The following is a 22,630-nucleotide window of genomic DNA, read 5'->3' on the forward strand; positions in this document are numbered from 1 at the left end:
GATCGAAATAATCATGCGGACGCTTGACTTGCCCCTCCCATTCTCAAACAATCCACACTGTTGTATGCCGGATAAGTGTAGTGCGAAGAGCAAGCCATTGACCCGCAAAGAAGCACGGGAGCTGGAGGTTGGAATCGCATTCCTGGAGGGCCTGGTTCGCCGCGACCCTGAATACGTCGAGGCGTGGCAGATCCTGGGAGACTACTACACGCTGCGCGGTGATTACAGCCACAGTCTCCAGGTGGATCAGCGGTTGTCCCGGCTCCAGCCGCGCAACCCGCTGGTTTTCTATAACCTTGCCTGCAGTCATTCCCTCAAAGGTGAGTTCGACGACGCGGCCTCCGCGCTGGAGAAGGCCCTGCGCCTGGGCTACCGCGATTTCAACTGGCTGGCTCGGGATCCCGACCTGCGCCAGCTTCGCCAGCATCCGCTCTACCGCCAAATCGAGCGCAAGATTCGGAAGATGAAGGTCAGGATCGCTTGAACGTCACCGTCCACGGTCGCGCCAGGCACTTTCGCACCGTGACCTTTGATGTCCGGCGCAACGCGGTGCTGCTTATCGAGCAGCGGCTCCTCCCCCACGAATTTCGGATCGTCGCCGCGCGGGATTTCCGCCAAACCGCGCGTGCCATTACCGACATGGTTGTCCGCGGGGCCGGCGCGATTGGCGCCACAGCGGCTTACGGGCTGGCGCAAGGGGCCCGCGCTTTCCAGGGACGCAGCCTGGCGGGTTTCCAGCGGCACGTTGATTTGGTTTCCGCAACCCTCGAATCCGCCCGGCCCACCGCGGTGGACCCGGTCAATGCGGTCAACTATGTGCACCAGGCCATGCGCGCCGGCCAGACGGTCGAGGAGCGGCAAGGACTGGCGCTGGCGGCGGCGGAGGAGTTCGCCAACGACGACGTGCGGCATTGCGAGGCCATCGGGCGGCACGGCGCCAGGCTCATCCGCGGCGGCATAAACGTTCTCACCCACTGCAACGCCGGCTGGCTGGCCTTCGTGGACATCGGCAGCGCCACGGCACCCTTGTATGCCGCCCAGGCGCGCGGACGGAAGTTCCATGTCTATTGCGACGAGACCCGGCCGCGCTCACAAGGCGCCACTCTCACGGCGTGGGAACTCGCGCAGCAGGGCATTTCCCACCAGGTCATCGCCGACAATGCCGCCGGCCACCTCATGCAACGCGGCAGGATTGACCTGGTCATCGTGGGCAGCGACCGCACATTGGGCCGCACCGGCGAGGTCGCCAACAAGATCGGCACCTACACCAAAGCGGTTCTAGCCCGGCGGCACGGCATTCCTTTCTACGTCGCCATTCCTCTCTCCTCCATTGACTGGAACTTGAGGACCGGCTTCGACATCCCGATCGAGGAACGCCACGAGAGCGAAGTCCTCGGCGCGTGGGGGGTGGCGGCGGGTCGCGGCCGATCGGGTCCCGCACGGCGCGGCTATGTGCGCGTGGCCAATCCTGCCAGCGGGGCGCTGAATCCGGGCTTCGATGTCACTCCGGCAGAACTGATCACGGGCATCATCACCCCGGTGGGCATCCTCAAGCCGCGCGAGCTGTGGACCCGGCGGCGGGAGCTGGGCTGGCCGGGCTGACGCACGGTCAACTCGATTTCCAGAACTGCCACCAGCGCTTGCGCGGGCGCGGATTCTTCCACGCCTCGTAGCGCCGGTTGATCACCGCGGCAATCTTCTCGTAATTCGCCCAGTTGTCCGCGACATGCCAAAAGCTCGGCAGGCGGGCGGCCAGCACCTGCTTGTAATCGGCAAAATATTCCCCTCGCCGCCCCGCCGCGTCCACATAGTAATGCTGCGCGAACTGATTGCCTACCTCATTGAGGTCCTTCTCGGAGAACCTTTCCTTGCAGGCGGCTTCGAAGAACTGCCGCCCCGTAATCTCGCGCCGGCGCAACCTGGCTAGCGGTTCCGCTGAATGCTGACGGTGGAAGTCGCTCTCCAGACCGCTTTCCACCGCCCATGCCAGGAACATCCCGATGTGCGTCCCGGAGTGTCCCTTGGGCAGCGGCTCGGCATCCGTGCTGTAATCAAAGTCTGCGCGATCGTAGGACATGGTGAAGACCATACTGCCCAGCATTTGCCACCAGTGCAAGCCAGCCGGGCGTAATCCCTCAGTCTGGCAGGCGTGGCCTTCGCCATGGTTGAATGGCGGCTTGCGGCGGAGAGTCAAATCTGCGCTATATTACGGTCAAGAGGCAGTTCGGCGAGTCTGGCCGATGCCAGCACCTTCGCCCACTGCGCAACGTATTTCGCATAGGATCCATATGACTGAAGCATCACTTGGTTCACCGGCAACCGGGAAACCCCGCCGCGGGCTCCGGGCACTGGCCTGGGGCGTCGGGGGGGTGATCGTCCTGCTCGTCGTGATGTATTTCGTGGCGACCAGCTCGGGCTTTTTCAAAGGCGTGATTTTGCCGCGCGTGGGCAAGGCGATGAATGCCCAGGTCACGGTGAGCGACGCCTCGATCAGCCCGTTCAGCAAGGTGGTCCTGCACAATCTCAAGGTCCAGACGACAGGCCCGGAACCGCTGGTCACCGCCCCTGAGGTGCGCTTGCGCTACAGCCTTCTGGCCATTCTCGGAGGCAATATCCGCGTGGACGAAGTGGCGCTGGTTTCACCGACGGTCGCGCTGGTCGAGAATCACGACGGGAGCAGCAACCTGGACCCGATCATGCAGGCACAAGCCGCCGAGGCGCCCGAGAAGGAGCCTGCCTCGCCGGCGAAGCCGGGCAAGCCGATGCAAATAGATCTAAAGAAGTTCACGCTCACGGACGCGACGATCCGGCAGGTGAAGAACTCCACGAACGGCACGCGCGAGCTAATCGAGCTGTCGCATGTCAACGTCACGATGGATGACTTGAAGAACGGCCAGACGGGCAAGCTCGCCCTGGCGGCCGATATGCGAGCCGAATACACCAATGGACTGGTGCAGGCCAAGCTCGGCGGCGATTTCACTTTTGCCCTGCTGGCGGATTTGAAGCCGGCTACGATCAAAGGCAGCACACGCCTGGACGTGAGCCGCGCGGAAGGCGCGCTGGCGGATTTCGCCGCGGTGGGGGCCGTGCTCGGCGTGGACGTCACGCCGACCGAAATCAAGGACGCCGCAGTGCGCTTCCAAAAGGGCCAGACGCACCTGGGCGAACTGCGCGCCAGCGGGCCGTTCGACATGGAGAAGCTCGAAGGGCGGCTGAGCATCGTGCTCTCCTCTATTGACCAGCGGTTGCTGGACCTGGCCGGGGCCCAGAGCGGTCTGAATTTCGGCCCGACCACCATCGGCTCGACCAACCTGGTCGAGTTGACCAAAGGCGGCTCAATCATCACCGCCCGCGGCCAGGTGGACGTGAAGCAGTTCCAGGTGACGCGCATGAATCAAACTACGCCCCGGCTGGACCTCCACAAGGACTACGACCTCACCGTGGATCGCGGTCAAAGCCTCGCCACGCTGCGCGGCCTGAACTTGATGGGGACGCAAAACGGCAATCCGTTGCTCACAGGCGCGTTGACCAGCCCGATGCAAATCACCTGGGGCAACGCCGGCGGCGCCGCGAGCGATTCGGCGCTGACCCTGAAGGTCTTGAGCTTGAACCTTGCCGACTGGAAGCCTTTCCTGGGCGAGATTGCGCCCGCGGGATTGGTGGCGGCCAACGCGAGGCTGCTGTCGCAGCAAGGCGGCCGACAGGTGACCTTCGACTGCGACTCCCGTATTGATCATCTGACCGCGATCATCGGCAGCAACCAACTGTCGGACGCGACCATCACTTTGCAGGCCAACGGCAAAGCCATTGACCTGAGACAATTCAACCTCGCCAGTTTGACGCTGGAGGCCGCCCGGCAGAGCCAGGCGCTGGCGACCATGTCCGCCTCGGGCACTTATGACATGGCCGCCGAGACCGCCGATATGCGGTTCAATGCCCAAGCGGCGCTGGCGCCGCTGCTCCAGGCCCTGCCGCAGCCGGACACGAGCGTTTCGGCGGGCACGGTGGACCTCAAAGCCCACTTCACTCAGAAGCAGAAGGCGCAGACCGTCACTGGCACCTTCGCGCTGGCTGATTTCACGGGGCGGTATGGGAAGAATGAGCTGAACCGTTTCGGCGCGACGGCCGATTTCGACGCGGGCATGACGCCGCAGGAGGTCCAGGTGCGGAAAGCCGCGGGTAAGGTGACCCAAGGGGCGAATGCCGGCGGGAGCTATGATTTCACCGCGAAGTATAATTTGTCGAAGCAGACCGCCGAATTTAAGGCCCGGCTGGCGGATTGGAATCAGCACGCACTGGGACCGTTCCTCGCGCCAATGCTGGCGGGCAGGCAAGTCGTCTCGGCCGGCCTCAATGCGAACGCCGCGGGGCAATACGACCCGCAAGGATCCTCGGCCCTGAAAGCCGACATGCAGTTGGCCAACCTGATAGTGAAGGATTCGAAGGGGCAGTCCCCCGCCACCCCGCTGGAGGCGAAGATGCAGGCGGATGTCTCCCTGCGCAAGCAGGTGGCCGACGTGCGCCAGTTCCAGGTAGCGCTGACGCCGACGGCCCGCGCGAAGAATCAGGCGCAGTTGAGCGGCCAAGTGGATATGTCCAGGACCAACGCCATCACGGGTGAACTCAAGCTCACGGCGGACTCGATTGATCTGACCAGCTACTACGACTTGTTCATGAGCGGCGAGCCGGCGGCGGCCGGGTCGGCGACGTCTCCGAGCGCTCCTGCGCCCGCCGACGCCAACCAGGAACCCGAGGCCATCCAATTGCCGCTCCGCAATTTCACGGTTAGCGCGGCCATCGGCCGGTTTTACCTGCACGAGGTGGATATTGCCGACTGGCAGACCACGGTGAAGATGGACGGCGGGCGCGTGGTGATGAACCCGATCAAGTTGACGCTCAACGGCGCGCCGGTCAGTTCAACGGTTGATCTTGACCTGGGGGTGCCGGGCTGGAAGTACGACCTGGCGTTCAACGCGCAGGCCGTCCCGCTGGCGCCGCTGGTCAACTCGTTCCAGCCGGAGATGAAGGGGCAGCTTGGTGGCACGGCGACCGCCCAGGGCAAACTGACGGGCGCGGGGACCACCGGCGCCAGCCTCCAGAAGAACCTTGCCGGGCAGTTCGATATGACCTCGACGAATCTCAACTACAGCGTGGTGAACCTCAAGAACCCGATGTTCAAAGGCGTTGTTAATGTCATCGCGGGGATACCCGAACTGTTGCGCAATCCCGCCGCGGGCCTCGGTTCGCTGCTGGGCAACCTGACCGGGGGCAAGGCCGGCGCCAGCGGCGGGCTGGCGGATGACTTGCAGCGGTCGCCGATTGACGCGCTCAACGCCAGCCTGACGGCCGGCTCGGGCCGGGTGGACCTCAAGCAGGCGGTGGTGCAGAGCGCGGCGTTCCTCGCCAACGCGAGCGGCACGATCACTCTCGCTCCCGTGCTCACGAACTCAACCCTGCGGATTCCCGTCGCGGTCTCGCTGAGCCAGCCAATCGCGCGGCGGATGAACCTGGCTTCCGCCGACACCAACGCCACCTACGCCAAGCTGCCCGACTTTCTGACCATGAGCGGCACGGTGGGCGAGCCTAAGGCCGACATCAAGAAGGGGGCGTTGGCCGGCACGGTGCTGAAGAGTGTGACCGGATTCGTGCCTGCGGCGGGGGATACCGCGGGCGGGTTGCTGGGCAGCATTCTGGGCACCAAGCCCGCCGGGACGACGAATCAAACGGCCACGAATCAGCCCGGCGGCGCGGTGGGCGGACTCTTGCAAGGCATCGGCGGCATTCTGGGCAAGGGCGCGCCCGCGGAAACCAACGCCTCGGCTACGAATAAAGCGCCTTCCAGAAACCCGCTCAAGGGCATCTTCAGGTGATGGGTTAGCCGGGAGGGGGAGGGTTCCTGCTGCTATGTGCGCTTGGCTCGATGGCTGCGGCGGCGGGACCTGAGCTTTGCCCCGTTCGCGTCTGCCACCCGGAAGAAGGCGGCGTGAATGACTTCGTTGTCGTGAACCAGCGCGGTTCCGGTCAGGGCTTTGGCTCTGAAGCGGACATCGGCGCCATAGCCAATGGACGGGAATCGTCGTGCCTCAGCGGCCATGATTTCGGCCAGGAATTCCCGGCTCCGCGTCTCGGCCGCGTCCGGCGTAATGGTCTTGGGCTCGGAAGCCAGCAAGCCTTCCAGGGAGTAGCTCTGCACCAGCTTGGGATGCAGTTTGGCGTAGGCGGAGGTGCGGGAGACGACATCCGCGCCGGCGGGTTGTCCGTTGATGATGGCGAGCAGGCCGACCTGGCCGGGGAGGCACGGGAAGGCTTCGATGCAACGCTGCAGGTCGCTTTCCCGGGCTTTGAAGACGTCGCTCATGGCGGAGGTAGGCGAAGGAATGCCGGCTTTGACCACACACTCGGCGACACTTTCCCAGACCTCAGCCTGGTTGGAATGGTGAACTCCGGATTTCTCCAGTGAACGCAGGACCGAATGGGCCTTCAGGGCCCTGCTCTTGTGGGCCATGACGTGGCCGGAGTCTCTCAAGGCACTCGACGAATACGCCCAGCGACCTTGTTCGGTGCTGCTGACCGGGATTCTGGCCGCGCATAGCTCGCGGAGCAGAATCGAACAGTTGACGGCGCGGTTTTGCCTGGCCCCGGCAAGTTCCTCGCCATCAATGAGCAGCACGGGCATGTGCCCGCGGTTGACGATTTTCAGTTCTGGAACCGAGCCGGCAGCCGAAACCTCAGTGATGGCGACGTCCCAATTCGCAAGCGCCTCGTTCAGGGTGCAATATTGGAACGTGCCGTCAGTCTTGGCTATAAGCGGCACCAGAGCGATGTTCCTATGCGTCTGAACGGCTCCGCACCGCATCGAATCGAGTCGGTTTCTCACTGTTTTTCCCATTCTCCTGGTTTGTGTGTAATTGAAGCCGCTTACACCATTTACGGGCGAAGAGGTCCAGTTCTTGCAGGGAATCTTAGTGGAAAGGCGGGGCTAACGGCGCGAATTGCCGGCCAGAAACCGGCATAAGTGCCTGTGCCGGAAAGAGTTATGCGGTTTTCCGAATGGGTGGGGTTGGTGTATTGGCGTAAGTTCCACGGCCGTAGTGGGTTACGGAAATGAACCTACGGTGTGTATCCGGTGAGGATACGGTGAGGATACGGAGGGGCTCCTTTGGGGGAAGGGGCCCGAGTCCGGACAACAGGCCGGTACGGATACGCTGTGGGCGCTTAGCCGCCTAAGTCAGCCGCCGGTTGGGGGCAGGCTATCCCGCCAGGATGCCGCCCTGGCTGGCGTTGGTGACCTGCTTTTGGTAGCGGGCCAGCCAGCCGTTGAGGTCGCGCTTCACGGGTTGCCACGTCTGTTTGCGTGCGGCCAGCTCGGCTTCCGGCACCACGATGTCTATGCGGCGGTTGGGGAAGTCTATGCGCAGGCGGTCGCCGTTGCGCAGCAGGCCGATGGGGCCGCCTTCCACCGCCTCGGGTGAGACGTGCCCGATGCACGCGCCGGCGGTGCCGCCGCTGAACCGGCCGTCGGTGACAAGGGCCACCTTGTCGCTGAGCCCCAGGCCGACGATGTAGCTGGTCGGCGAGAGCATCTCCTGCATGCCCGGCCCGCCGCGCGGTCCTTCGTTGCGGATGACGACCACGTCGCCCGCTTTGACCTTGCCGCCGAGAATGCCTTCACAGGCGTCCTCCTGGCTTTCGAAGATGACGCAGGGGCCTTCAAACACGAAGCCGGGGCCGCAGTATTGCTTGAACTCATCGCTGATGCCAGCGGTCTTGACCACGCAGCCTTCGGGCGCGAGCTGGCCGTAGAGGATGGCCAGGCCGCCGTCCTTCGTGTAGGCGGTATCCTTGGTGCGGATGCAGTCCTGGGCGTTGAACCTGAACGCGGAGTCGTAGGGCATCAGGCCGCTGGGCTGGGCTTCCGCAAGCTGGGCCGGGCGGTATTCGTGGTAGGCCTTGTGGATCTGCCATCCGCGCAGGCGGCCCGTGCGCAACAAGCAGCAGATCTTCTTCTCGGCGCCTTTGGCGTATTGCCACATCACCAGCAACGGCGTGCCTTTCAGCGTCCCCAGCTCGGCGCGCACGAGTCCTTTGAACTCGGCGAACTTCTCTTTCAGGCCGGCTTCGATAGCGGCCGGGCCCTTCCAGGTGAGGGTCTCATTGACTTGCATCTCCCCGTCTTCGTCGAACAGGGCGGCGATGGCGGCTGGGTCGCCTGCGTTGAACGCTGCCGCGAAACGCCAGAGCGTGATGCCGCGCGGGTCGCCGGGGAAGAACAGGAGCGGCTTGGGCGCGAGGTTTCCGCCGGGGGTGCGCGCGGCGGGGCCGAGCTTGTCATTCGGGTCCAGTACCAGCGCCGAGCAGCCGGCCACGCGCGAGGTCTTGGCCCAAGGGGTGCACTTTTCGGAGCGCGCGTCCCAATCGTCTATGTTCTCGCCAATGGTCTTGCCGGTCACGGTCTTGCAGCCCGGGTTCAGGGCGCCCATGCGCTTGAGTTCGCCCAAGATGGTGTGAATGCCGCCCGCCCGGTGCACGTCCTGGACGTGGTAGTTCGAAGAGGGGGAAACCTTGCACAGACACGGCACGCGGCGCGAGATGTCGTCAATGCGTTTAATGTCGTAGGGGATGCCGGCTTCGCGCGCAATGGCGAGCGTGTGCAGGATGGTGTTGGTGGAGCCGCCCATGGCCACATCGAGGACGATGGCGTTGTCGAACGCCTCCTGCGTGGCGATGTCGCGGGGTTTGAGGTCCACCTGGACCAGCTTGATAATGGCCCGGGCGGCGCGCTCATAGAGGGCTTCGCGCTCCTTGGAGACGGCCAGGATGGTGCCATTGCCGGGCAGGGCCATGCCGAGCGCTTCGCAGAGGCAGTTCATCGAGTTGGCGGTGAACATGCCCGAACAGGAACCACAGGTCGGGCAGGCGCTTTGTTCGAGTTTCTGCAAGTCCGCGGCGGTGATCTTGCCCACCTGCAGCTCGCCCACGCCTTTGAACACCGAGATGAGGTCGGACTTCTGGGTGGCGGGGCGCAGATGCTCCGGCAGGTCGCTCTCGGGGGCTTTTTCCGCGATGCCAGCGGCCATCGGTCCGCCGCTCACGAAGACCGTCGGGATGTTCAACCTCATGCTGGCCATCAACATGCCAGGCACGATCTTGTCGCAGTTCGGGATGCAGATCATGCCGTCAAAACAGTGCGCGCGGACCATGGACTCGACGCAGTCGGCGATCAGCTCGCGCGAGGGCAGGGAATATTTCATGCCGCTGTGGCCCATCGCGATGCCGTCGTCCACGCCGATGGTGTTGAAGATGAGCGGCACGCCGCCCGCCTCGCGGACGAGGCGCTTGACCAGCATGCCGACCTCGTTGAGGTGGGCATGGCCGGGGATGCAGTCAGTGTAAGAGTTGCAGACAGCGATGAACGGCTTGTCCCAATCCGCCTCGGATTCGATGGAGCCGGTGGCCCGCAACAGCGAGCGGTGCGGCGCGCGTTCGGCGCCCTTTTTGATGATGTCAGATCGCATAGGATTCTATGGCGTCCCGGCGGTTGTTGCCGAGAGGTCACGCGGCAAGGTAACAGGCAGGTCCGGCGTTGTCACGTGGTTGATCTTGGATCACGGATGGACGGATGAGGCTTGTAATCGCCCGCCGGAAGCGGATAGTGGCGGACGGTAGCTTGGCTCCTGTGCGGAACGAATGAGCGCGGTGGGAAACCGATTGACCTGTTGGTGGCATGGCTGCGGGAAAGCGGCGGCCTGCGGGCTGGGCGTTGCGCTGCTCGCGGCTGGGCTGCCGACAGCGCCGGCCGGCGCGACACCGGTGCAACAGCAGCTCGGGGAGTTGATCATGGTGGCACAGGGGAAGCGCATCGGGATGATTACTAACCCGTCCGGCTGTGACGAGAGCGGGAACCTGGACGCGGATTATCTCACCAATGCGCCGGGCGTCACCATCACCGCCTTCTTCGCGCCCGAACACGGCCTGCGCGGCACGCTGCCGCCCGGGGTGGGTGGCGGCGACTACGTTGACCCGGCTACCGGGATACCGGTTTACGACATCTACTCGCTCCGCAACGCGCCCACCGACGCCCAGCTCGCCGGCGTGGACCTGTTGGTCTTTGACCTCCAGGAAGTGGGCGTGCGCTTCTACACGTTCCTGTGGACGATGACCTACTGCCTGGAAGCGGCGGCGCGCAACGGCAAGCCGTTCTACATCGTTGACCGGCCCAACCCGGTCGGCGGCATGCGGGTCGAAGGTTCTCCCAATACGGTGGACTACGGGATCATCGGGCGGTTGGGCACGGGGGCGGCGTTTGGCGTGGCGACCCGGCATGGGATGACTGCGGGCGAAGTGGCGAAGATGTGGAACGAGGAGTGGATGTCGCCCAAGGTCGAGCTGCACGTGATCCTGATGCCGACCTGGACCCGAGACCAGTGGTGGGCCGAGACGGGGCGGGTGTTCGTGCGTCCTTCTCCAAACATGCGCACCACCAACACGGCGACGGTCTATCCGGGCACGTGCATCATCGAGGGCAGCAACCTGAGCGAGGGCCGCGGGACGGACAAACCGTTTGAGAAGATCGGCGCGCCGTTCATCAATGGAGCGACGCTCGCCTCCGCCCTGGCCACCAACGGCCTGGCGGGCGTGCGGTTTGATCCGGTCACGTTTACGCCCACCAGCTCGAAGCACTCGGGCAAGCTCTGCGGCGGCGTCCAGGTCGTGGTCACCAATCGCGACACCTTCGACCCGATCCGGACCGGCCTGTGCCTCCTCCAGACCGCCTACAAAGTCTATCCCACCCAGGTGACCATCACCTCCTACGCGGCCAACCTGATGGGCGTCCCGGGCCTGAACACCTCGCTCAAGACGCAAAGCGTGGACGCCATCATCGCCGGCTGGCAGACCCGCCTCGCCCAGTTCCGCGCCCTGCGCCGGAACTACCTGCTCTATCCTGAGCCCGGGCCCTCATTCGCTTCCGCGCGCCAGACCGGGTCGGGCGGCGGAGAGTTCGAGCTGGTTTGGCAAGGGCTGCTTGGCCGGGACTATCGTCTCTGGTCTCACGACCAGCTTTCCGGCGCGTGGGATGACGCGGGCGATCACCCCGGCACGGGAGGCGCAGTGAGGGTGCCCCTCAGCCCGGACTCCGCGCTGAGGTTCTACCGGCTGGAGCTGCTGCCCTGAGGCTGACGCGGTGGTGCTGTTCGTTTGGGGTGGGATCAGCGCGGGCTGACGTCCGCGGCTACGGCGGGGTAGCCGCCGTCGTCAGACGGCGCAAACATTCGCAGGCCGCCAGTGCGTGATCAGTACGCGCGCTTGGGACGGATTCCGCGCGGGCTGACGTCCGCCGCTACGGCGGGGTAGCCGCCGACGTCACTCGGCGCATTCTTTCGCCGGGACGGAGATTAGCGCCAACTGACGTTGGCGGCTACATCTTCTTGAATCTGCCCTGCTGGAACTGCAAACATCAGGAACCAGGGCTTGCAATCTCGGGGGGGGGCGTATACTTTCCGATCGTAGCGCTACCTAAACTCAGAGATCACTATGTGTGCCCATTCCTTCGTGCCTCGCCTGGCATCCCAAGAGCAGCCCTCTGTTGTCATGGCTGGCTCCGCCATGAGACTCCTGTCGCTAATACTGGTCTTGGCGTTGCCAGCCGTGACGCATTCCCAGTTCCTGTTCGTAACCAACAATGGTGCCATTACCATCACCGGATACAACGGCTCCGGAGGCACGGTGGTCATCCCCAGCGAGACCAACGGTCTGCCCGTAACCGGCATTGGGTTCCAGGCGTTCTATAACCGCAGCAGCGTGACTGGCATTACCATTCCCAACAGCGTGACCAATATTGGAGAGGACGCATTCCGTGGCTGCAGCGGCCTGACCAGCATGGTGATCCCTGACAGCGTCGTGGGCATTAGCGCAGGGATGTTCCAGAGCTGTGCCAACTTGACCAACGTCATGATTCCCGACAGCGTCACGGTGATCGGGGACAGCGCGTTCTATCTCTGCATTTGGCTTAATAACGTCACCATTCCCGACAGCGTCGCCAGCATCGGGGTCCAGGCTTTCTATAGCTGCACCCACCTTACCAACCTAACGATCGGCGGGAGCGTTACCAGCATTGGAAACAATGCGTTCGATTCATGCACCGCCCTGGCGGATGTGCGAATCCCGGACAGTGTAACCAGTCTGGGAAGCCGGGCCTTTTATGGCTGCAGCGGCCTCACTAACGTCGTGGTCGGCAACAGCGTCACCAATCTTCCAACTGACCTGTTCCGAAACTGCAGCGGCTTGAGCACGGTCGCGCTGCCTACGAACCTCCTCAGCATTCAATCTGGCGCATTTTGGCTCTGCACGAGCCTTACCAATATCGCGATCCCCAACGCCGTGCGCACGATCGGGGGGAACGCTTTCCAACAATGCCATAGCTTAACCAGCGTCACGATCCCTGACAGTGTCACCAGCATGGGCAATTCTGCGTTTGGGGTCTGCAGCAACCTCACCAGTGTCACAATCGGCAACGGGCTAACCAACATTCCGTTCCAGTGTTTTAGTTCCTGCGCTGCCCTGGCGCGTGTGACCATCGGCAACGGTGTCACGAGCATCGGAACCATAGCGTTCCAGTTTTGCCGAGCACTCACGAACGTTATGATGGGCAACCACATTGGCACCATCGGCCAGAGTGCCTTCGATTCCTGCACCAACCTGGCCAGCATCACGATTCCAAGGAGCGTTACCAACATCGTTGACTCCGCCTTTTATCTCTGCACCGGCCTGAGGGCCGTGTACTTCCAAGGCGACGCTCCCACCGCTGGTGCAATGATCTTCAACTATGCATTCAACGTAATCGTCTATTATCTGCCAGGCACGACGGGCTGGACTTCCACGTTCAAAAGTCGCCCGGCCTTGCTCTGGAACCCGCAGGCGCAGGGTAGCGGACCCAATTTCGGGGTGCGGACGAATAGATTCGGGTTTGACATCGCCGGAACGGCCAATATCCCCATCGCGGTAGAAGCGAGTTCAGGCTTGGCAAGCCCAAACTGGGTCTTGCTTGCGAGTTGCACTCTCACCAACGGTTCTGTCTATTTCAGCGACCCCGACTGGACGAATTACCCGACGCGCTTCTACCGCATCCGCTCGCCGTGAATAGCGCGGACTGACGTCCGCGACTACGGCTGGGTAGCCGCCGTCGTTAGCCCAACTTCGCGAACTGGAGGGCGGGGCCGGTGTCCTGGCAAGGGTTTGTGGGCGGGGCTTGCTGAGCTTCCAGATGGACCAGGAGGGGCTGGAGGAAGCGCCGGGTGCCCCTTGATAGGAGTTCCCTGCAACAAAGGTGTCTCTGGCCGATACCCAATAGCCGGATAGCCGATAGCTAAGGAGTTCTCTTGCCGTAGGGCGGCGGGGTTTCCTGCACGGTCATCGTTTCCGGGCTCGCGGCTCCGAGGGTTTCAAACAGCAGGCGGTGCATGTCTCCCTTGCCGGCGCGCTTGGAGACATGCAGCATTTCCACGCCCACGAGGTTATCCTGGGCGTCATAGTCCAGCACCACGCCGGGGGCGACTTGCTCCGAATCGGCAATCTCCGTGTCGTTGAGGCGCAGGTAGAGCGCGTCGGCTGCCGGATCAATCGTCAGTCTCACAGTTTGCCTTTCATGCTTCGGTCAAAATGCACCGTGATGACCTTGAGCGGATGGGCCCGCGGATCGCACACGACGCGCAGCACACGATAGCCTTGTTCCGCGATTGCCGCCAGCCGGTGTTGCATGCCCGGATCATCCGCATCCGGCTCGGTGCGTTCTGGCCGGGTGAGGGCCTGTTCCAACCAGGCCGATTCGATCTTTCGTTCCCGCATGCGCATCAGTGCGTGCTCGCTCAATTCGTACTTCACGGCTTCACCTCGACCGCGGCTTCGAGCGCCATACGCATTTCACCAATCTCACCCATTGCGGTGGATTCTAAGCTGCCGCCCGGGGGTTGGAAGCGGAAAAAGGACCCCCTACCGGTCTGTCCGGGGGCGATCAAGAGGGACGGAGCACAGGATTCGTCCAGGAAGAACTGCGTGGACCGACGTCCGCGGCTACTTGGGTTGGTTCCGCTGCGACCACAAATAACCGCAGAAGGACCACAACCCCGAGAACCGATACGCCGGGTCCACGTAGTGCTCGATCACGTAGAAGGCGAAATAGTACGCCCGGCAAAAGCACCACACCGTCAGCGCCAGCAGCAGGCCCACCTTCGGGCTCGGGTGCTCCAGCACGAGCAGCGCCAGCGACACGACCCCCAGCACCAGGAACAGCAGGCCCTTGCACTTGATCCACCGCGGATCAGTCAGGTCTTTCATCCCGCCCCCCGCTCACTTTGTTTCCCACACCACCTTGCCGTCCATGACCGTCAACAGCACGCGGGCCTTGTCAATCTCCGCCGGGTTGATCTTGTAGAGGTCTCGGTCAAGCATCACCAGGTCGGCCAGCTTGCCCGGAGTGAGAGTGCCTTTGACGTTCTCGGCAAACTCGGCATAGGCGGAGCCGACCGTGTAGGCGCGGATGGCCTCGTCCAGCGTGATCTTCTGTTCCGGCACCCAGCCATTGGGGTTCTTGCCGTCCAGCGTCTGGCGCGTCACCGCCGCCTTGAGCCCCTCCATCGGGTTGAGCGGCGCCACCGTCCAATCCGACCCGAACGCGAGCACCGCGCCGGAGTCGAGCAGTGAGCGGAAGGCGTAGGTGCCCTTCGAGCGCTCCGGCCCGATGCGCTTGTTGCACCAGCGCCCGTCGTCGGCGGCGTGGTAGGGCTGCATGGAGGCAATCACCTTCTGCTGGCCGAACCTGGGGATGTCCCCGAGCCGGATATGCTGGGCGTGTTCGATGCGGAAACGCCGGTCGCGCGCTCCGTTCTGCTCGGCGGTCTGGCGGTAGATCTCCAGGATGCGCCAGATCGCCTCGTCGCCGATGGCGTGGATCATCACTTGCAGGCCGGTCTTGTCCGCCGCCTCGACCCGCTTGAGCATGGTCCCCTCCGGCAGCATCTGGTCGAAGAGCAGGCCGCGCGTGTCCGGGGCGTCGTTGTAAGGCTCGAAGAACAGCGCCGTGGTGGAGCCGAGGCTGCCGTCGGAAAACCCCTTGAGCCCGCCGATGCGCAGCGTGTCGCCGCCGAACGCGGCGCGCACGCCGGTCTTGCCCAGCGCCTCCCAGGCCACGATGGAACGAATGGCGTAGATGCGCGTCTTGAGCTCGCCGCGTTCCAGCAGGTGCTGGTACAGGCCGACATCCCCGTCGGCGGACATGTCGGTCACGCTGGTCACCCCCACCTGCGCGGCGTGTTCCGAGGCGGCCTTGGCCGCGACGTGCTTTTCGTCCCGGGTCTTGTCGGGCACCGCGCGGTCCATGAGGTCCATGGCGCTATCCTTGAGGACGCCGGTGAGTTCGCCGGTCCCGGGGTCGCGGACGATGAGGCCGCCGGGCGGGTCTTTGGTTTCCCGGGTGACACCGGCCAGCTTCAGGGCGAGGCTGTTGGCCACGGCCATGTGACCGTCGAGCCGGCGCACCAGCACGGGATGATCGGGGGTGGCCGCGTCAATCATCTGCCTGGTCGGCAGGGGTGCCCCCGGCCATTTCTCGTGGTCCCAGTCGCCGCCCAGGATCCAGCGGCCCTTGGGGAGCTTGGTGGCGTAATCCTTGAGACGGCGGACCATCTCCTCGGGGGAGCGGGCGTCGCGCAAGTCAACGCTGGCCAGGGCGAATCCGCCCATGAGGAAATGAGTGTGGGAGTCGTTAAAGCCGGGGAGCACCAGCTTGCCGGCGGCATCAATGACGCGTGTGCTGGGGCCGGCCAGGAGGCGAATGTCGGGTGTGGCCCCGAGCGCCACAATGCGGTTGCCCAGGACCGCGACCGCCTCGGCGGTCGGCTGGGCGTCGTCCATCGTGTGGATCGAGGCGTTGAGGATAATGAGGTCGGGCACAAGGACGGGCTGTTTGGCGGGAGCAGGCGTAATCAACATGATGGTGGTAATGGCGACAACGGTTAGTAACGCTTTCATGCAAAGCTGATATCGTTCATCCGACAGGCACAGTTTAGAGGGGCTTTGCGATTTGTCACGCGTCATAAGTCGGGGGCAAACCGTGCGCGGTGACGAAGGCTGTTTGCCGCAACGGGATTTGATTGTGAGGCTGCGGGGTGATTGCTACGGTTCCGGCTGGTTCCTCAATTGATGTGAAGCCATGAAACTACCATGACCATTCCCGCCCTGTTTGTCGTGCTGCTGGCTATCCCGGTGTTGCTGTTGGGCGAACTCCTGGTCCGGCGCATCCGGCTGCTCGGGCGCTTCAATATCCCCGCGCCGGTCGTTGGCGGGCTGCTGGTGTCGGGGCTGGTTCTGCTTTGGAACCTGTCGGGGGCGGGAGCGGTGCAGTTTCAGAACAACGTAACGGCGCGTTGGTGGACGTGGCTGGTGACGGTTGAAATGGATTGGGTCAAGGCCCCGGCCAGGAATGTGAACACGCCGTTCCTCGTGGCGTTCTTCACCTGTATCGGGTTGAATGCCAGGTGGGACCTGGCGCGGCGTGGAGGAGCGCAGGTGCTGCTTTTCTGGGGGTTGGCAGCTGTCCTGGCCATGATGCAAAATGGCATCGGCGTGGGGCTGGCGAAGCTGCTTGGCGTGTCTCCATTGCTCGGGTTGGTCTGTGGCAGCGTGACCATGACCGGCGGCCATGGCACGGCGCTGGGTTTCGCCGCGGATCTGGAGAAAGCGGGGTTGCCGGGGGCGGCGGTCCTCGGAATGGCGGCGGCGACGTTTGGATTGGTGTGCGGCGGCTTGATCGGCGGACCAGTGGGGGGCGTGCTGATTCGACGGCGCAACCTCACCCCAGCGGCGAACGCGAGCACGCATCTGGAGGCCGGCCGCGTGGGCGATTCGGGGATTCTGAACGACCTTCACCTGCTGGCGGGATTTGGCCGGCCGTTTCTGACGCACCTGCTGCTGTTGCTGGGCTGTCTCAAAGCCGGGGCGTGGGTGAGTCATTTCATTCAACAAACGGGGATTACCTTCCCGGTTTACATGGGCGCGATGATGCTCGGCGTTGCCGCGCGCAACTTGCTGGACTGGCGCGGCGGCGAATGGGTGGACAGCGACATTATTGACACGCTGGCGTCGGTATCGCTCGGCCTGTTCCTCGCGATCGCCATGATGAGCCTGAATCTGATTGAGTTGGCCAACGCGGCCCTGCCGATGCTCATCATCCTTTCGGTGCAAGTGGTCGTGATGGCGCTCTACGCCTGGCTGGTGACATTTCGAGTGATGGGCCGTGATTATGATGCCGCTGTGATGGCCGGCGGGCATTGCGGGTTTGGGCTTGGAGCCACCCCCAACGCCGTGGCCAATATGAAGGCGCTGGTCGAGTCATTCGGCCCGGCGCCGCGAGCGTTTCTGGTGGTGCCCGTAGTGGGGGCGTTCCTCATTGATTTCGTGAACGCCGCGAATATCACCTTTTTCCTGAATGTGCTAGGTAGGTGATTTCGCAAGGCCACTACTGCATTGCCTGCCCACAGCGCAGAATCCAACCTGGCCGGTATCGGTTAGAATGATCTCACACGGCAGTTGGGCTCAAGACCTGCACCGCAAGCCGGGTTCCTTCGGCCACGCCTGCCAACCGCCGCCCCAACGACTGGCTTTGCCTGTCCCCCAAACCTAACTTACTCAACGCCCAAGCCAGCCCCGGCGATGGGACGGCGCCTATCCACCGAGACGGCTGTTCGGTTCAGGAATATGGGATTCTGCGCTGAAATGTCTTGGTCGGCGCGGAAACGGGCGCCTCGGCGTGGCGTCCCTGCCAACGGAATGAGCTTGATGTAGTTCTGCTGGGGTGATTAACCGGTGGCGGGCGAGAGCTTGGTTCGTGCAGGGAACTTCGTCCCTCCGCCGCCGACGCGGCAGTCAATCCGGCTTGGGCGGGTTACTCGCCAGGTAGTCCCGCCAGAGTTTGAGATCCACATACAGTTCGAGGAAGACCTGGGGGCGCAACTCGAAGTAGCGGACCATGACATGGGTTTGCTTCTCATCCAGTCCCGCGTGGAGTTGCGCCGAGACGATCATCACCGGTGCGTACTGCTCTAATTCCAAGTGGTCCCACCAGCCGACCTGCTTGAGGTTGCGCAGGTACCAGGGTAACGGCCAGTAATCGCCGTCGGAGGCCATTACTTTGACCAGCATCTGCCGGCCCTGCGGATGCACCTGGGCGAGGGCTTCGACCTGGCGGACAAGCTTCAACAGGTCGGGCGAAGTATGCGAATAAACATGGGGATTGCGCCGGTCGGCGGCGTAAGCGCCATTGGCCAGGACTGCCTGCCAGGCAAGATGACCCGACCCGGCCAGCAGGAGCAAGGTCAGGAGGATGCGCAAGATCCTCCGCCTCGCCTTGCCAACCAGCCAGGCCGCGCCAATCCCCGCCAGCAAAATCATGCCGTGCCAGAAGTTCAGCAGGCACCAGGGCGTCTTGTAGGAGATCAGGCTATAAGCCGTCGTGAGGGCAAAGGTGTAGAGCGCGAGGAACCGTACGAAGTTCGCGCTGCCATCAGCCAGTCCCCGGCGCACAAAGGCCGCCCAGGCGCCGACGAACGCCAGCGCCAGAATGATCGCCTCGCTCCACACAGGGCCCTTGGCGACGTGGAAGCAGAACAGCCGGTGCAGGTAGAAGTGCCAGGGATGGATATGCGGCGAAGCGCCCGCGGCACGCTGCAGCCACGGGAGGTAGGTCCGCACCGAGTCCAGCGGACCAGCGGCATTGGTGAACAAGGAGGAGAACAGCAGCAGCGCCACCGCCAGCCAGGCACCCAAGGCGGCGGCCAAGTGACTGAACTTGACACGGGGGCGAGTGGCCGGGGCTGCGCTGGCGTCCAGCCAGCGGTTCCAAAGCTCGTTCAGGCCCAGAGCGACCCCCCCGGCGGCCAGCGTGATAACAAAGGTCTCCTTGGTCGCGTGCATGCCCCCCACGCCGGCACCGGCGAGCAAAGCCCAGCCGACCTTGCGACTGCGCCAGTAACGCCACCCGGCAGCGATCGCCAGAAAGGTGAAGCAGACCAGCAGGACTTCATGGATGTAATACCGGCTGTAGAAGACCATCGCCGGAGAGATGGCGGTAAACAGCCCGGCCCAGACGGTGGCGTTTTTGCCCAAGCCATCGGCGACGAGTAGCAGCAGCAAGATGAGGCCGACGCCGACCAGCACGGTGGTGAGCCGGAGCCGCGTCTCGGTGAATCGGTCGAAGTCCTCCGGCGCCCCTGTCAAGCGGCTCAGGGCAAAGGTGGCGTAATAGAGGGAGGGACCGTGGTGTTCGTTGTGGTCGTACTTGTAGCCGCCCCCTTTCCAGAGCTGGCCGAACTTGACGGCGTTGACCGCCTCATCGTTGTGCATCGGCCGCTCATCCAGCCCAAGCCGCCATAGCGCCAGCGTAAGGCCGGCCATCACAACAAGGATGGCCGTCAGCGGATGGAAGACGCCAAAAGCCGGACGGTTCCACCCGCTGTTGTCCATGCCGGCCCCCGGGGCGGGTTACTTGGCCGGCCGGCCGTAAACTTCCACTTCAGTGTATTCGTTCAGAGCGCTTTCGGTGCTGCCCTTGGAGTAGAAACGAATGTAGCGGGCTTTAGCACCCTTGGCGTCAATCAGCTTGCCCTCATACGTCTCGAAGTACTCGCGATGGGTGCCGACGCCCAGGCCGGAGGTGTTATCCACATCGTTGTTGAAGATAGTGCGCACATTCTCGATGAAGTCCGGGTCATCGGCCACCTGCACGATGATGTCGTGATAGACCTTGGCCATGTTGTGCGCGTGCCAGATCACGATGGCGAACAGTTCTTGCGGGCTGCCCAAGTCCAGCTGCACCCATTGCGTGCTCTTGCGCAGGAAGATAATGCTCTGGTCGGACGCGTCTTTGTCGCCGTCAGTCACTTTGGCAAGGATGTCGCTGGTGGCGTTCTTGTCGCTGGAGGTGATCTTGCTGCCGGTCGCCACGTTCTTCAGTCCGGGTGGCACCATCATCGGCGGACGGGGTTTGTCGGAAAGCGGCTCGACGTTGGGGCCGAGCTGGAGGTCCTTGGGGGTGCCCTTGAAAGCGGGCGGAGGCAGTTTGATCGCCAGGGGCACCTGATCGCCGTCGGCAGCCGGCAGGGATTGCGCCAGGAACAGATTCAGGACAGCCAGTGTAAGGCCTGAGAGCAACGGCAACATCATGCGCCGCCATAGCGGCTTGCGAGTGGTATTCATTTTATTCGTCATGCTTCTAATATTTAAACTAAACGAGCGGCACCCGACAAGCCTGTTTGCCAGGCTGCCGGCTTATGGAGGACATGACGAACGCCGGCACGGAGATATTCGATAGCCCCGGCGGCGGGGACGGTCTGCCGAATCGTTTGGCCGGCAGCGGACGCGGGCACTTCGGCGAGACGTCTGCCGCGTCAGCCTACACGAACTGCAACTTGGTCGTCGCCGCCTCGGGATCCCAGCCGCGGGTGGGCTGGCTTGTGATGGACGATACGTCCTTGATGGAGATTTGACGGCCGCGCGTCTTCGGCCCCTTCACGTCCACCTCGGCCGGCTTGCAGGTCTGCTGGTTGATTTTCTGGTAGGGCGCCGGTTTGTAGCGGATGAAAAGCTCCGCCGGAGTGTCCGGCTCGAAGAACAGCACGCGCGACTTGGGCGGGATGCAGTGATAGACCTTGTTGAGTATCGTGCCACCGAAGGTGAAGCGCTTGAGATAAGTAGCCTCGCGGTTGGTGTAGGCGCAGGTGAACACCCGATCGCGCTCCGGCAGGCCGCAGTAAAACAGGTCCGGCCCCACAAACACCTTCTCCGGCAGCTCCGTCACCCGGTAATGGCCGTCCTTGAAGACCAGAATGATCTTGTCGAACTTGGTGCATTCGACGTGGAATTCCTCGCCGGAGACTTTGTAGCCGACGTAGCCGGACTCGCGGTCGTAGGCGACCTTGAACGCCTTGAAGGCGACTTCCTTCGCGTCCACTTCGTCGTAGCGGCTCGAACGGGTGAGGCGCGGGTAAAGCGGGCCGTATTTGGCGAGCAACGCTTCGAGGTGGCCGATGACGTACTTGGTGAGGTTTTTCAGGCTTTTGCGCGTCTCGGCCAGGTCGGCTTTGACCCGCTCCATTTCCTCGCGGTGCCTGTTGATATCGAACAGAGAGATGCGCCGAATGCGCACGGCCAGGAGGCGTTCGATATCCGGTTCGGCGAGTTCGCGAATCATCTGCCGGCGGAACGGCTTGAAGCCCTCGCGCACGGCGGCCAGGACCGCCTCATTGGTCTTGCACTGCTCAATCTTCTTGTAGATGCGCTCCTCGATGAAAATGCGTTCCAGGGTGCGGAAGTGCAGCTCATCCTGCAGCTTGGACTCTTTGAGCTCCAGTTCGCGCTTCAGGGTCTCCACCAGTTGGGTGGTGTTCTGGCGCAGGACTTCTGACACCGTCAGCTCGACAGGCCGGTTGTTCCTGATGACCACGATGCGGCTGGCGATGGTAACCTCGCAATCGGTGAAGGCATAGAGCGCATCCGCCAACTGCTCCGCGCTGACACCGCCCGGCGCCTTGACCTCGATCTCCACCTCCTCAGACGTGAAGTCGTTGATGCTCTTGACCTTGATCTTGCCCTTGCGGGAGGCGTCCTCGATGGAGTCAATAAGTGAATCGGTGGTGGTCGTGGGCGGGATTTCCTTGATGATGACGGTGGACTCGTCCTTGACCTTCATCTTGGCGCGGACCTTGATTTCGCCGGCACCGTCCTTGTAACCGCGGGCATCCATGAGGCCGCCCGTCTGGAAGTCGGGCAGGCACTTGAAGGGCTGCTTCTTGAGGATGGCAATCTGCGCTTCGAGCAGCTCGGGGAAGTTGTGCGGCAGAATGCGCGAGGACATGCCGACCGCGATGCCCTCGGTGCCGAGCATCAGGAGAAGCGGCAGCTTGCTGGGCAGAGCTACGGGCTCTCGGTTGCGGCCGTCATAGCTCGGCACCAGCTCGGTGATCTCGTCATTGAACACCTCGGTGCGGGCCAACTCGGTCAGCCGGCACTCGATGTAGCGCGGCGCCGCCGCCACGTCGCCCGTGTAGATATTGCCAAAGTTTCCCTGGCCCTCGATCAGGTAGCGCTTGTTGGTCAGCACCACCAGCGCGTCGCCGATGGAGGCGTCCCCGTGCGGGTGATACTGCATCGCGTGCCCCACGACGTTGGCGACTTTGATGAAGCGGCCATCGTCCTTGTCGTGCAGGGCCCAGAGGATGCGGCGCTGGACGGGCTTGAGGCCATCCGCGAGATTGGGAATGGCGCGGTCGCGGATGACGTAGGAGGCGTAGTCGAGAAAGCTGCGGTTGACGCGGCGATGGAGCGGCAGGTCAATCTTGCTTGGCACAAACGGCCGCGTGGGCGCCGGCAGAGCGACCCCCTCGGCAAGGACGTGCGTGGCGCCATTGCCGCCTTGGGCGGGTTTGCGCTTCGAAGGCTTGCCATTGCCGCCTTGCGGAGCGGGCGCGGCGTTGACCACGCCCGGGGTGTTGTCCGGAAGTTCCTGGATCGGGAGCTCGGGCTGGTTCGGATTGCTCTTGCGTTTGGCTGACATGGTGGAATGCGCTCTTTGGAAAGTCGCTTC

16 protein-coding genes and 1 pseudogene are annotated in these 22,630 nt (G+C 63.3%); 6 read left to right on the forward strand and 11 right to left on the reverse strand.

Features of this window, described 5'->3' with window-relative positions; all coding sequences use genetic code 11:
• Positions 1–64 precede the first annotated feature (64 nt).
• On the forward strand, positions 65–484 hold the full coding sequence (locus tag P5205_15835; protein HSA11832.1) for a hypothetical protein: 420 nt from the start codon (positions 65–67) through the stop codon (positions 482–484).
• Positions 481–1,602 (forward strand): S-methyl-5-thioribose-1-phosphate isomerase, encoded by a 1,122-nt coding sequence (mtnA, locus tag P5205_15840; protein HSA11833.1) that lies wholly within the window; start codon positions 481–483, stop codon positions 1,600–1,602. The genes P5205_15835 and mtnA overlap by 4 nt, the downstream gene beginning before the upstream one ends.
• 7 nt (positions 1,603–1,609) lie before the next feature.
• On the opposite strand, the gene P5205_15845 is transcribed toward mtnA, so the two are convergent.
• Positions 1,610–2,089 (reverse strand): hypothetical protein, encoded by a 480-nt coding sequence (locus P5205_15845; protein HSA11834.1) that lies wholly within the window; start codon positions 2,087–2,089, stop codon positions 1,610–1,612.
• Between the two features lie 199 nt (positions 2,090–2,288).
• On the opposite strand from P5205_15845, the gene P5205_15850 reads away from it, so the two are divergent.
• The gene (locus tag P5205_15850; protein ID HSA11835.1) at positions 2,289–5,870 is read left to right on the forward strand and encodes an AsmA family protein; all 3,582 of its coding nucleotides are present in this window, start codon (positions 2,289–2,291) and stop codon (positions 5,868–5,870) included.
• A 32-nt stretch (positions 5,871–5,902) separates the two neighbouring features.
• Here P5205_15850 and P5205_15855 read toward each other — a convergent pair whose 3' ends face one another.
• From P5205_15855 to P5205_15865, 3 genes and pseudogenes are all read right to left on the reverse strand, one after another.
• Complete coding sequence (locus P5205_15855) at positions 5,903–6,877, reverse strand: hypothetical protein (protein ID HSA11836.1); 975 nt, start codon at positions 6,875–6,877, stop codon at positions 5,903–5,905.
• A gap of 373 nt (positions 6,878–7,250) precedes the next feature.
• The gene (locus tag P5205_15860; protein ID HSA11837.1) at positions 7,251–7,895 is read right to left on the reverse strand and encodes a dihydroxy-acid dehydratase; all 645 of its coding nucleotides are present in this window, start codon (positions 7,893–7,895) and stop codon (positions 7,251–7,253) included.
• Positions 7,896–8,417: 522 nt separating this feature from the next.
• Positions 8,418–9,515, reverse strand: a pseudogene (locus tag P5205_15865) (dihydroxy-acid dehydratase).
• Between the two features lie 172 nt (positions 9,516–9,687).
• Here P5205_15865 and P5205_15870 point away from each other — a divergent pair.
• Together P5205_15870 and P5205_15875 are read left to right on the forward strand one after the other, a co-directional pair.
• Complete coding sequence (locus P5205_15870) at positions 9,688–11,172, forward strand: DUF1343 domain-containing protein (protein HSA11838.1); 1,485 nt, start codon at positions 9,688–9,690, stop codon at positions 11,170–11,172.
• Between the two features lie 432 nt (positions 11,173–11,604).
• Complete coding sequence (locus P5205_15875) at positions 11,605–13,137, forward strand: leucine-rich repeat protein (GenBank protein ID HSA11839.1); 1,533 nt, start codon at positions 11,605–11,607, stop codon at positions 13,135–13,137.
• Positions 13,138–13,363: 226 nt separating this feature from the next.
• Here P5205_15875 and P5205_15880 read toward each other — a convergent pair whose 3' ends face one another.
• The 4 genes from P5205_15880 to P5205_15895 form a co-directional block, all read right to left on the reverse strand.
• A complete protein-coding gene (locus tag P5205_15880; GenBank protein ID HSA11840.1) occupies positions 13,364–13,630 on the reverse strand; it encodes a DUF2283 domain-containing protein in 267 nt (88 codons plus the stop codon).
• Positions 13,627–13,878, reverse strand: coding sequence for a DUF4258 domain-containing protein (locus tag P5205_15885; protein ID HSA11841.1), 252 nt, complete (start codon positions 13,876–13,878; stop codon positions 13,627–13,629). The genes P5205_15880 and P5205_15885 overlap by 4 nt, the downstream gene beginning before the upstream one ends.
• A gap of 189 nt (positions 13,879–14,067) precedes the next feature.
• The gene (locus P5205_15890) at positions 14,068–14,331 is read right to left on the reverse strand and encodes a hypothetical protein (protein ID HSA11842.1); all 264 of its coding nucleotides are present in this window, start codon (positions 14,329–14,331) and stop codon (positions 14,068–14,070) included.
• A gap of 12 nt (positions 14,332–14,343) precedes the next feature.
• On the reverse strand, positions 14,344–16,023 hold the full coding sequence (locus P5205_15895) for an amidohydrolase (protein ID HSA11843.1): 1,680 nt from the start codon (positions 16,021–16,023) through the stop codon (positions 14,344–14,346).
• 192 nt (positions 16,024–16,215) lie between these two features.
• On the opposite strand from P5205_15895, the gene gltS reads away from it, so the two are divergent.
• Positions 16,216–17,496: a sodium/glutamate symporter gene (gene gltS / locus P5205_15900; protein HSA11844.1), complete on the forward strand. Its 1,281-nt coding sequence runs from the start codon at positions 16,216–16,218 to the stop codon at positions 17,494–17,496.
• Between the two features lie 420 nt (positions 17,497–17,916).
• Here gltS and P5205_15905 read toward each other — a convergent pair whose 3' ends face one another.
• The 3 genes from P5205_15905 to P5205_15915 form a co-directional block, all read right to left on the reverse strand.
• Complete coding sequence (locus P5205_15905; GenBank protein HSA11845.1) at positions 17,917–19,512, reverse strand: TIGR03663 family protein; 1,596 nt, start codon at positions 19,510–19,512, stop codon at positions 17,917–17,919.
• An 18-nt stretch (positions 19,513–19,530) separates the two neighbouring features.
• Entirely contained in the window at positions 19,531–20,256 is a 726-nt protein-coding gene (locus P5205_15910; GenBank protein HSA11846.1) for a discoidin domain-containing protein, read from the reverse strand.
• Positions 20,257–20,440: 184 nt separating this feature from the next.
• On the reverse strand, positions 20,441–22,600 hold the full coding sequence (locus tag P5205_15915; GenBank protein HSA11847.1) for a DNA topoisomerase IV subunit A: 2,160 nt from the start codon (positions 22,598–22,600) through the stop codon (positions 20,441–20,443).
• Positions 22,601–22,630 lie beyond the last annotated feature (30 nt).

Source organism: Candidatus Paceibacterota bacterium, assembly GCA_035452965.1.
Classification (GTDB): Bacteria; Verrucomicrobiota; Verrucomicrobiia; order Limisphaerales; family UBA8199; genus UBA8199.

Bases quoted from the DNA above. Each gene is read 5' to 3' on its own strand.
- P5205_15860 (HSA11837.1), bottom strand. From the start codon at position 7,895: ATGCCCTACGACTCCGCGTTCAGGTTCAACGCCCAGGACTGCATCCGC.
- P5205_15850 (HSA11835.1), top strand. From the start codon at position 2,289: ATGACTGAAGCATCACTTGGTTCACCGGCAACCGGGAAACCCCGCCGC.
- P5205_15875 (HSA11839.1), top strand. From the start codon at position 11,605: ATGAGACTCCTGTCGCTAATACTGGTCTTGGCGTTGCCAGCCGTGACG.
- P5205_15835 (HSA11832.1), top strand. From the start codon at position 65: ATGCCGGATAAGTGTAGTGCGAAGAGCAAGCCATTGACCCGCAAAGAA.
- P5205_15915 (HSA11847.1), bottom strand. From the start codon at position 22,600: ATGTCAGCCAAACGCAAGAGCAATCCGAACCAGCCCGAGCTCCCGATC.
- P5205_15905 (HSA11845.1), bottom strand. From the start codon at position 19,512: ATGGACAACAGCGGGTGGAACCGTCCGGCTTTTGGCGTCTTCCATCCG.
- gltS (HSA11844.1), top strand. From the start codon at position 16,216: ATGACCATTCCCGCCCTGTTTGTCGTGCTGCTGGCTATCCCGGTGTTG.
- P5205_15870 (HSA11838.1), top strand. From the start codon at position 9,688: ATGAGCGCGGTGGGAAACCGATTGACCTGTTGGTGGCATGGCTGCGGG.
- P5205_15845 (HSA11834.1), bottom strand. From the start codon at position 2,089: ATGGTCTTCACCATGTCCTACGATCGCGCAGACTTTGATTACAGCACG.
- P5205_15895 (HSA11843.1), bottom strand. From the start codon at position 16,023: ATGAAAGCGTTACTAACCGTTGTCGCCATTACCACCATCATGTTGATT.
- P5205_15910 (HSA11846.1), bottom strand. From the start codon at position 20,256: ATGACGAATAAAATGAATACCACTCGCAAGCCGCTATGGCGGCGCATG.
- P5205_15890 (HSA11842.1), bottom strand. From the start codon at position 14,331: ATGAAAGACCTGACTGATCCGCGGTGGATCAAGTGCAAGGGCCTGCTG.